General features: G+C 72.8%; 7 protein-coding genes. 1 reads left to right on the top strand and 6 read right to left on the bottom strand.

Features of this window, described 5'->3' with window-relative positions:
• Positions 1-139: 139 nt before the first annotated feature.
• From fxsA to ACGFYY_RS38585, 4 genes are all read right to left on the bottom strand, one after another.
• Complete coding sequence (gene fxsA / locus ACGFYY_RS38600) at positions 140-712, bottom strand: FxsA family membrane protein (protein ID WP_393716849.1); 573 nt, start codon at positions 710-712, stop codon at positions 140-142.
• A 79-nt stretch (positions 713-791) separates the two neighbouring features.
• Positions 792-1,601 carry a polyprenol monophosphomannose synthase gene (locus ACGFYY_RS38595; protein WP_365274462.1) on the bottom strand — a complete coding sequence of 270 codons (810 nt, stop codon included), beginning with the start codon at positions 1,599-1,601 and terminating at the stop codon, positions 792-794.
• A 277-nt stretch (positions 1,602-1,878) separates the two neighbouring features.
• Complete coding sequence (locus ACGFYY_RS38590; RefSeq protein WP_393716847.1) at positions 1,879-3,507, bottom strand: amidohydrolase; 1,629 nt, start codon at positions 3,505-3,507, stop codon at positions 1,879-1,881.
• 62 nt (positions 3,508-3,569) lie between these two features.
• Positions 3,570-4,010, bottom strand: a complete 441-nt coding sequence (locus ACGFYY_RS38585) for an Lrp/AsnC family transcriptional regulator (RefSeq protein WP_030011705.1) — start codon at positions 4,008-4,010, stop codon at positions 3,570-3,572.
• 217 nt (positions 4,011-4,227) lie between these two features.
• Between ACGFYY_RS38585 and ACGFYY_RS38580 the strand changes: the two genes are divergently transcribed.
• The gene (locus ACGFYY_RS38580; protein ID WP_365274468.1) at positions 4,228-4,707 is read left to right on the top strand and encodes a hypothetical protein; all 480 of its coding nucleotides are present in this window, start codon (positions 4,228-4,230) and stop codon (positions 4,705-4,707) included.
• A 16-nt stretch (positions 4,708-4,723) separates the two neighbouring features.
• Here ACGFYY_RS38580 and ACGFYY_RS38575 read toward each other — a convergent pair whose 3' ends face one another.
• Both ACGFYY_RS38575 and ACGFYY_RS38570 read right to left on the bottom strand, forming a co-directional pair.
• Positions 4,724-5,815 carry a phosphotransferase family protein gene (locus tag ACGFYY_RS38575; RefSeq protein WP_393716844.1) on the bottom strand — a complete coding sequence of 364 codons (1,092 nt, stop codon included), beginning with the start codon at positions 5,813-5,815 and terminating at the stop codon, positions 4,724-4,726.
• Between the two features lie 45 nt (positions 5,816-5,860).
• On the bottom strand, positions 5,861-6,994 hold the full coding sequence (locus tag ACGFYY_RS38570) for a hypothetical protein (protein ID WP_393716842.1): 1,134 nt from the start codon (positions 6,992-6,994) through the stop codon (positions 5,861-5,863).
• Positions 6,995-7,348 lie beyond the last annotated feature (354 nt).

Here is a 7,348-nt window from a genome sequence, read left to right as displayed (position 1 = left end):
CCACATTATCTGCGCGCACAAGGGGCGCCCCCCCCCCCCCCCCCCCCCCCCCGCGCCCCCCCCCCCCCGCGGGGCCCCCCCCCCCCCGGGGGGGGGCCGCCGCCCCTCGGCTTGTTCCGTGCGTGCCGTGCGCCGTGCGCTACGGCGTCAGCGGCGGGCGGTACGCGGCATCCGGGCCGTCCTTACGCCCCGGGCGGTCCTCCCGGATGACCTCGCCCTGGACGACCTTGCCGTCGGGGTAGTGGATCCGGGCCTGCTGGAAGGCGTCACCGAAGCTACCGGCGGGCGCCGAGGCCATCTTCCGCTCCAGCGAGCGGGTCGCCCGGCGGCCGATCCAGGCCCGGACGGGCGGCAGCAGCAGGACCAGGCCCGCCACGTCGGAGATCAGCCCGGGAAGCATCAGCAGCAGGCCCGCCAGCATCGTGAGGCCGTTGCCCTGGCCGGGCTGCTGCGGAGTGGGCTGCTGCCCCTGCTGCGCCTGCTGGAAGGTGCTCGCCAGGTTCTTGAACGCCCGCCGCCCGGCCCGCTTGATCACCACCGCGCCCGACACGATGCCGCCCACGAGCAACGCGGCCACGGCGAGCCCGCCGGCCGCGTCCGCGACCAGGGTGAGCAGCCAGATCTCCAGGATCAGCCAAGCGGCGATCGCCAGAGGGAGGAACGTACGGGCGGGCGAACGCCGCCGGGGGGCCGTGGAAATGCCGGTCGTCATACCATCCAGTGTGCCGGGGCCCGCATAAAAGCGACCTCAGCCGGAGGTACCGGACACCCCTTAGGGGATGTCCGGTCGATCAGGCCCCGGCCTCCTTGGTGCCGTCCTTGCCCAGCAGCTTCGAGGCCTGGGCCTTGATGCCCCACTGGGTGACCCGCCACAGCGCCTCGACGAGGATGTCCTTGCTCATCTTGCTGTCACCGAACTCACGCTCGACGAACGTGATGGGGACCTCGACCACGCGGAAGCCCTTCTGCACGGCCCGGCGCGCCAGGTCGACCTGGAAGCAGTAGCCCGCCGAGGCCACCTCGTCCAGGCCCAGCCCCTCCAGGGTCTCCCGGCGGAAGGCCCGGTAGCCGCCGGTCACGTCCCGCATCGGGAGGTTCAGCATCAGCCGGGAGTACGTCGAACCGCCGCGCGAGATGAACTCGCGGCTCTTGGGCCAGTTCACCACCCGTCCGCCCGGCACCCAGCGGGAGCCCAGGACCAGGTCCGCCCCGGCCAGCGCGGTCAGCAGGCGGGGCAGCTCCTCGGGCTGGTGGGAGCCGTCGGCGTCCATCTCGACGATCACCCCGTAGCCCTGCTCCAGGGCCCAGACGAAGCCCGCAAGGTAGGCGGCCCCCAGCCCCTCCTTGCCCTTGCGGTGCAGCACGTGGACGTGGTCGTCGCCGGCCGCCAGCTCGTCGGCGAGCTTGCCGGTGCCGTCCGGGCTGTTGTCGTCCGCGACGAGAATGTGGGCCTCGGGCACGGCCGCGCGCACACGCCCGACGATCAGCCCGATGTTCTCCGCCTCGTTGTAGGTCGGAATGATCACCAAGGCCGTACCGAGCGGTCCGTAGGTCCGCTTTTCGCCGTCGCTCACTGAGTCCCCTTTTGTGCTCTTGCACATCCTGTACGTCTGGTCGCAGAGGATGACTTTAGAACAGTGGCCGGGGCCCGCGGTCCTTCGGGCCGGTCGGACGCCCGCTGGCTGCGGGCCGCCGTGACCGTTGTCTACTGGACCGCGGACCCCGACATGGGGCCACCCGCCGCCCGGCGAAACCTTCCCTCGCCCCCGAGGCGCGGGCGCGCTGCGCAGACGGAGTCGTCCGGCACGGACTTCCTGTGGTGGACCCGGCCGAACCTATCCGGGTCCGACCGCCCGTACCGAACCGAGGCCCGCCGGATCACCCCTGTGGGCGTACGAATACCTCCCGCCCGCCGACCACGGTGGCGAGGCACACCGGCAGGTCCGATCCGGGGGTCAGGTCGGGCAGTCCGGGGGTGCCCGAACGGGGGTCGGTGGACCAGCGGGCGACCCGGTCGTCCGGGGCCTGGACCACCAGGTCACCCGTCTGCCAGACCGCGTAGTCGGCCGGCGCGCCGGGGACGAGGACGCCCGCGTCGTCACGGCCCAGCGCCCGCCAGCCGCCCCGCGTGTGGGCCGTGAAGGCGGCCCGTACGGAGATCCGGTGCTCGGGCGTCCGGTGGAAGGCCGCCGCCCGAACGGTGCCCCACGGGTCGAGCGGGGTGACCGGCGCGTCCGAGCCGAAGGCCAACGGGACACCGGCCTTGAGCATGGCCGCGTACGGGTTGAGGGTGCGGGCCCGGGCGCCGCCGAGCCGGTCGACGTACATGCCGTCCTCGCCGCCCCAGGCCGCGTCGAACGCCGGCTGCACCGAGGCGGTCAGCCCCAGCTCCGCGAAGGCCGCGATGGTGGCGGGCGTCATCATCTCCGCGTGCTCCACCCGGTGCCGGGCGGCGCGGACGCGGTCCAGACCGACCTTCTCGGCCGCCGCCCGGACGCCGTCGACGACGGCGGTGATCGCGGCGTCCCCGATGGCGTGGAAGCCGGCCTGGAGCCCCTCCTCGGTGCAGGCGGCCACGTGTTCGGTGACGGCGCGCACGTCGAGGTACTCGGTGCCGGTGTGCGCGGCGTCCGCGTACGGCGCGTGCAGACAGGCGGTGTGCGAGCCGAGGGCACCGTCGACGAACAGGTCCCCGGCGGCCCCCACGGCCCCGAGTTCCCTGGCCAGCGCGAGGTCCCGGTCGGCCCAGTACCCGAAGACGCGCGGCCCGGACCGCTCGGCGGCCAGGGCGAGCAGTCCGGTGAAGTCCTCGGCGGAGGAGATGTCGGGCCCGCCGCACTCGTGGACGGAACCGATACCGAGGGAGGCGGCCCGCTCCAGGGCGGCCCGCTGGGCCTCGGCACGCTGCGCGGGGGTGACGGCGGCCAGCGCGGCCCTCCGGACGGCGTGGTGGTCGTCGGCGGTCAGCGGCCGGTCACCGTCGGGCCGTACCCCCGGGACGAGGGCGAGCAGGGCGGTGGTGACCACGGCCGAGTGCACGTCGACGCGACTGAGGTAGAGCGGGCGACCGCCCGCGGCATCGTCGAGCTCGGCGCGGTACGGCGCCCGGCGCTCGGGCCAGCGGGCAGCGTCCCAGCCGTGCCCGAGGAGCACCCGGTCGGCCGGGCGGCTCGCGGCGTACGCGCGTACGAGGTCCAGCGCGGCGGACAGGGTAGGCGCCCCGGAGAGGTCCAGGCCCGTGAGGGCCAGGCCCGCGGAGGTGGTGTGGACGTGGGCGTCGGTGAAGGCGGGCGTGACGAGCGCGCCGCCCAGGTCGACGACCTCGTCCACGCCCTGCGCGAAGGCGTCGGCGGCGCCCTCGGAACCGACCCAGGCGACGCGGCCGCGCTCGACGACCATCGCGGTGGCGAAGGGATCGGCGGGGCTGTGCACCTCGCCCCCGCGGAGGAGAACGGTCCTGGTCGGTGCTCCGGCGGCGTCGGCGGAGTGGGCGGTGCGGTCAGTCATGCCGACCAGTGTCCCGTGTCGCCCACCCCGGCCCGACCACCGGGTCCCCGCTCGGGCTCGGTTCAGACGCGGGGCGGGCGCGCCTCGTAGGGGGTGGACAGGACGACCGTCGTGCGCGTCGAGACGTGGGCGAGTGCGCGCAGGCGGCCCAGGAGGTCTTCCAGCTCCAGGGGGGTGGCGACGCGCACCTTCAGGATGTAGTTCTCGTCGCCCGCGACGCTGTGGCAGGCCTCGATCTCGGGGACGCCGGCCAGCCGGTCGGCGATGTCGTCCGGGGCGCTCGGGTCGAAGGGCTTGACCGAGATGAACGCGGTCAGCGGCAGGCCGACGGCCTCCGGATCGACCACGGCCGCATAGCCGCGGATGACCCCGCGCTGCTCCAGACGTCGTACTCGCTGATGGACTGCCGACGTGGACAGTCCCGTGGCCTTGCCCAGATCCGTGTAGCTCATCCGCCCGTCCCGCACGAGCAGATCAACGATCTGGCGGTCCAGCTCCTCCATTGCGCTCATAGCCGCTCAACTTAAGGCCCAAGGGCACTCCAGGCACAGTGCTGTCCGCCCACTGGAGGCATCTGCGGCAGGCATGTGACCAAGGCCACAGGGGTATGCAGGTGGAGGCCTGTCTGTTGTGGTTACTCGTGACGCTCGACGGGAATTGGTTGCTGTGGCCGAGGCCGAAGAAACTGCCCGCCCGGCCCACCCAAGGGGGAGTACATCCATGCTGAACACCAAGCGCGCCGGTCGCACCGAACCGGAGCCCCTGGAACCGCTCGATCCGGGGAACGGTACGTACGCGGACGACGGCGGGGACGGCGATTACCTCGACGAGATCGAGGGATTCGAGATCCACCACGCGATCTGCCCCGACTGCGGCCAGTCGATCGCCCTCGTCGCGGACGAGGAGTACCTGCCGCAGCACGCCCTGTGCCTGACCCCCTGGAACCCCTTCGGCCTCACCGTGTGCGCGGGCACCGGTCGGCCCGCGAGCGACGCGCTGCCCACCGTCGGCATGATCCAGCCCACGGAGGCGCAGGAGCTCGAATCCGTCGTCCTGTCGACCCTGCCCCAGGGCCTGGACTGGCGGACGCAGCCCTTCTCGCACGTCGGCGGCCCGGGCTCGCGCCCGATCCGCGTGGTGAGCCCCGTGCTGCCGCGGCCGCAGGCGCAGACGCGGCAGCAGCACGCGCAGGCGGCCTGACGGCCGCTCCGCTCCCCTACCAGTACGTTCCCTGCACCATGGCGGCCAGAGCGGCATGGTGCAGGATCAGGCCGTCCGGGTCCGCCGGGACCTCGACCTCGCCGAAGTGGGCCTGCCGGTAGGCGATGCGCAGCATCACGATCCCGTGTCGCAGGGCCGCGTAGAGGGTGTGGAACTCCATGTCCCGCGGGGTGTGGCCGGTGAGCTCGGCGTAGCGGCGCTCCAGGTCCTCACGGCGCAGGAAGTCCGGCAGGCCGGGCTGGCCGAAACCGACCGTGAGGTCCTGGAAGAACCGGTGCAGGTAGACGGTCCAGCCGAGGTCCACCTCGCGCGGGGCGTACGCCGCCATCTCCCAGTCCAGGACGGCCACCGGTGTGAACCCGTCGTAGATGACGTTGCCGATCCGGGCGTCGCCCCAGTTGAGGACCGCGGGACCCTCGTCCTCGGGCCACAGCTCCTCCAACCGGGCGAACGCCCGCTCGATGAGCGGGGACGGGGCGAGGCCGCCCACCACCCAGGAGTAGTAGGCGCGTTGGGCGTCCACGTGCCGACGCAGCGGTGTGCCCTCGCCGTCGGGAAGGAGGAACTCGGCCTCCTTGGAAGGGAACTGGTCGTGCAGCCGGGCCAGCAGCGAGATGCTTTCCTCCTGGAGCCCGGCACGCTCGGCGTCGGTGGCGTTGTGCAGCCAGTTGCCCTCGTAGGTGTAGGGCATGACATCGGGCGGGACCCGCCCCTCCGCGCGGGCCATGACGAAGAACGGCGCTCCCAGCGGCCCCGGATCCTCCTCCAGCCACTGCACGCGCGGGACGGGTACGTCCGTGTGCCGGCCGACCAGGCTCATCACGCGGTGCTGGCGCGGCATGTCGTAGGTGGGGAAGACGGTGTATGCGGCCGGGTCGGCGGCGAGCCGCAGCGCGCAGGCCCGCAGCGGGGTGTCGGGGTGCTGTATGTCGAAGAGCAGCGTCTCGCTGGACATCCCGTTGGAGCCGGGGACGGAGACGTTCGTGACCCGCGCGCCGGGGAGGCGGGCGTCGAGCCAGGCGGCGAGGCGTCGGCCGAGCTCCTCGGGCTCCCGGGTCGAGGTACGCGGACGTGGTGCGGTGGCCATGGTTGGGCCCCTTTCCTACGGGTCCTGGTCCTGCGGGTGCTGGTCCTACTGGGCGACGGAGGAGTAGTCGGCGAAACCGCTCGGGTCGTGGCGCCCGAAGCTGCCGTGCTCGAAGATGCCGTGGCCGATCCGCCCGTCGAGGGTGAAACGGGCTGAGTGGTCGGTCACCCCGAAGGCGGCCATCGGATGGGCCGCCGGGTCGGAGAGGTCGTAGACGCGGCGGTCGCTCCAGCCACGGCCCTGCCAGGTGCCGTGCTGCCAGTCACCGGCGGGCGGATAGCCGGCGCCGACGGCGAGGGGGGAGGAGTTGAGGATCTCCACGCCCAGTTCGAGGGGCTTGCGGGAGGGGTCGGTCAGGTGGATCACGGCCCGCTCGGGGTGCCGACCGCCGGGTCGGTAGCGGATCTCGGTGTGCGGCCAGCCGAGTTGGACGTCGTGGCGTCCGCTGCCCTCGGGGAAGACCTGCACGGCCTCGTTCAGGGTGCGGTGGCCGTCGGCGTCCTCCTGCGCGATGACCATGATGAAGCGGTCCTCGAAACGGACCGGGATCCACAGCCAGTGAAAGCCCTCGGGGCGGTACTCCTCGGCCGCGCGCCCCCCTTCCTCGCCGGGGATCGGCCGCACGCCCCAGCTCCGGTCGCGGGTCCCGGTCCACTCCCCCGGCGTGAGGGTGAACTCCTCCCCCTTGGCCCGGATGGTGCCGGTGACCTGGCCGGCTTGTACGAAGCGGCGGCCTTCCAGCATCAGGCGGTCGCCGCGCCGCTGGACGTGGTGCGGCTCCCAGACGGCCGGGAACTCGGCGGTCCAGGTGATGTCGTACGAGAGCCCGCCCGGGTCGGCCGGATCGGCGGCGCAGCGCAGGGTGAGCTGCTTGAGCGGCACGTCGACGGTGATGGACAGAGGCCCCACCGAGAGATTCATCCGGTCGTCGGTGAGGGCGTCGGAGGCCCGGACGGCGAGCAGTTCGTCACCGAGACGGAGGGTGGCGTAGGCGTCGATGACCCCGGCGTTGGGGTAGACGCCGAGGCCGAGGATCAGGACGGCGCGGCCGGCGTGGTCGAAGACGTGGAAGATGCACCGGTCGTAAGCGTTTCGGTCTCCACTGACGACGTGCTTCATCGACAAGGGCGCCTGATGGATGGGGTATTCATCGAGCGCGACGGGCCGGTCGGCGGACATGGCGAACCTCCAGGAGGGACGGTTTCGGGGGCTGTCGGGGCGGCTGCGGGGCGACGTTCGGGGCGGCTTCGGAACAGCTTCGGACCGACTCCGAGGTGCGGCTCGGCAGATATGACGGTACGTCAGAAACCAGCCTCGAGGCCACCCTTCTGGCACGCTCTGACAGAGCGGCGCGATGTGCCGGGGCGGGGGCCGGGTGGTGGGGCGGGTGGGGGCGGGGGCTTCGAGGGACGGGAGGCGCCGGGGCGGTGGTCAGTGAGGTGTATGGGGGTTTCCCGTCAGTCCCATCGTCTCTCCGGGTCGGGCCCGGCCCCCACACGGGCGCCCTCGTCGCCGCGCGGAGCCCAAGCCCGC

This window comes from Streptomyces sp. NPDC048331 (assembly GCF_043201215.1).
Classification (GTDB): Bacteria; Actinomycetota; Actinomycetes; order Streptomycetales; family Streptomycetaceae; genus Streptomyces.
The sequence above is the reverse complement of the archived record's forward strand: the minus strand, read 5'-3'. Positions and strand labels throughout refer to the sequence as shown.

Coding starts and splice junctions, on each gene's coding strand:
- ACGFYY_RS38575 (WP_393716844.1), bottom strand. CDS start 5,815: ATGGCCACCGCACCACGTCCGCGTACCTCGACCCGGGAGCCCGAGGAG.
- ACGFYY_RS38585 (WP_030011705.1), bottom strand. CDS start 4,010: ATGGAGGAGCTGGACCGCCAGATCGTTGATCTGCTCGTGCGGGACGGG.
- fxsA (WP_393716849.1), bottom strand. CDS start 712: ATGACGACCGGCATTTCCACGGCCCCCCGGCGGCGTTCGCCCGCCCGT.
- ACGFYY_RS38595 (WP_365274462.1), bottom strand. CDS start 1,601: ATGTGCAAGAGCACAAAAGGGGACTCAGTGAGCGACGGCGAAAAGCGG.
- ACGFYY_RS38590 (WP_393716847.1), bottom strand. CDS start 3,507: ATGACTGACCGCACCGCCCACTCCGCCGACGCCGCCGGAGCACCGACC.
- ACGFYY_RS38570 (WP_393716842.1), bottom strand. CDS start 6,994: ATGTCCGCCGACCGGCCCGTCGCGCTCGATGAATACCCCATCCATCAG.
- ACGFYY_RS38580 (WP_365274468.1), top strand. CDS start 4,228: ATGCTGAACACCAAGCGCGCCGGTCGCACCGAACCGGAGCCCCTGGAA.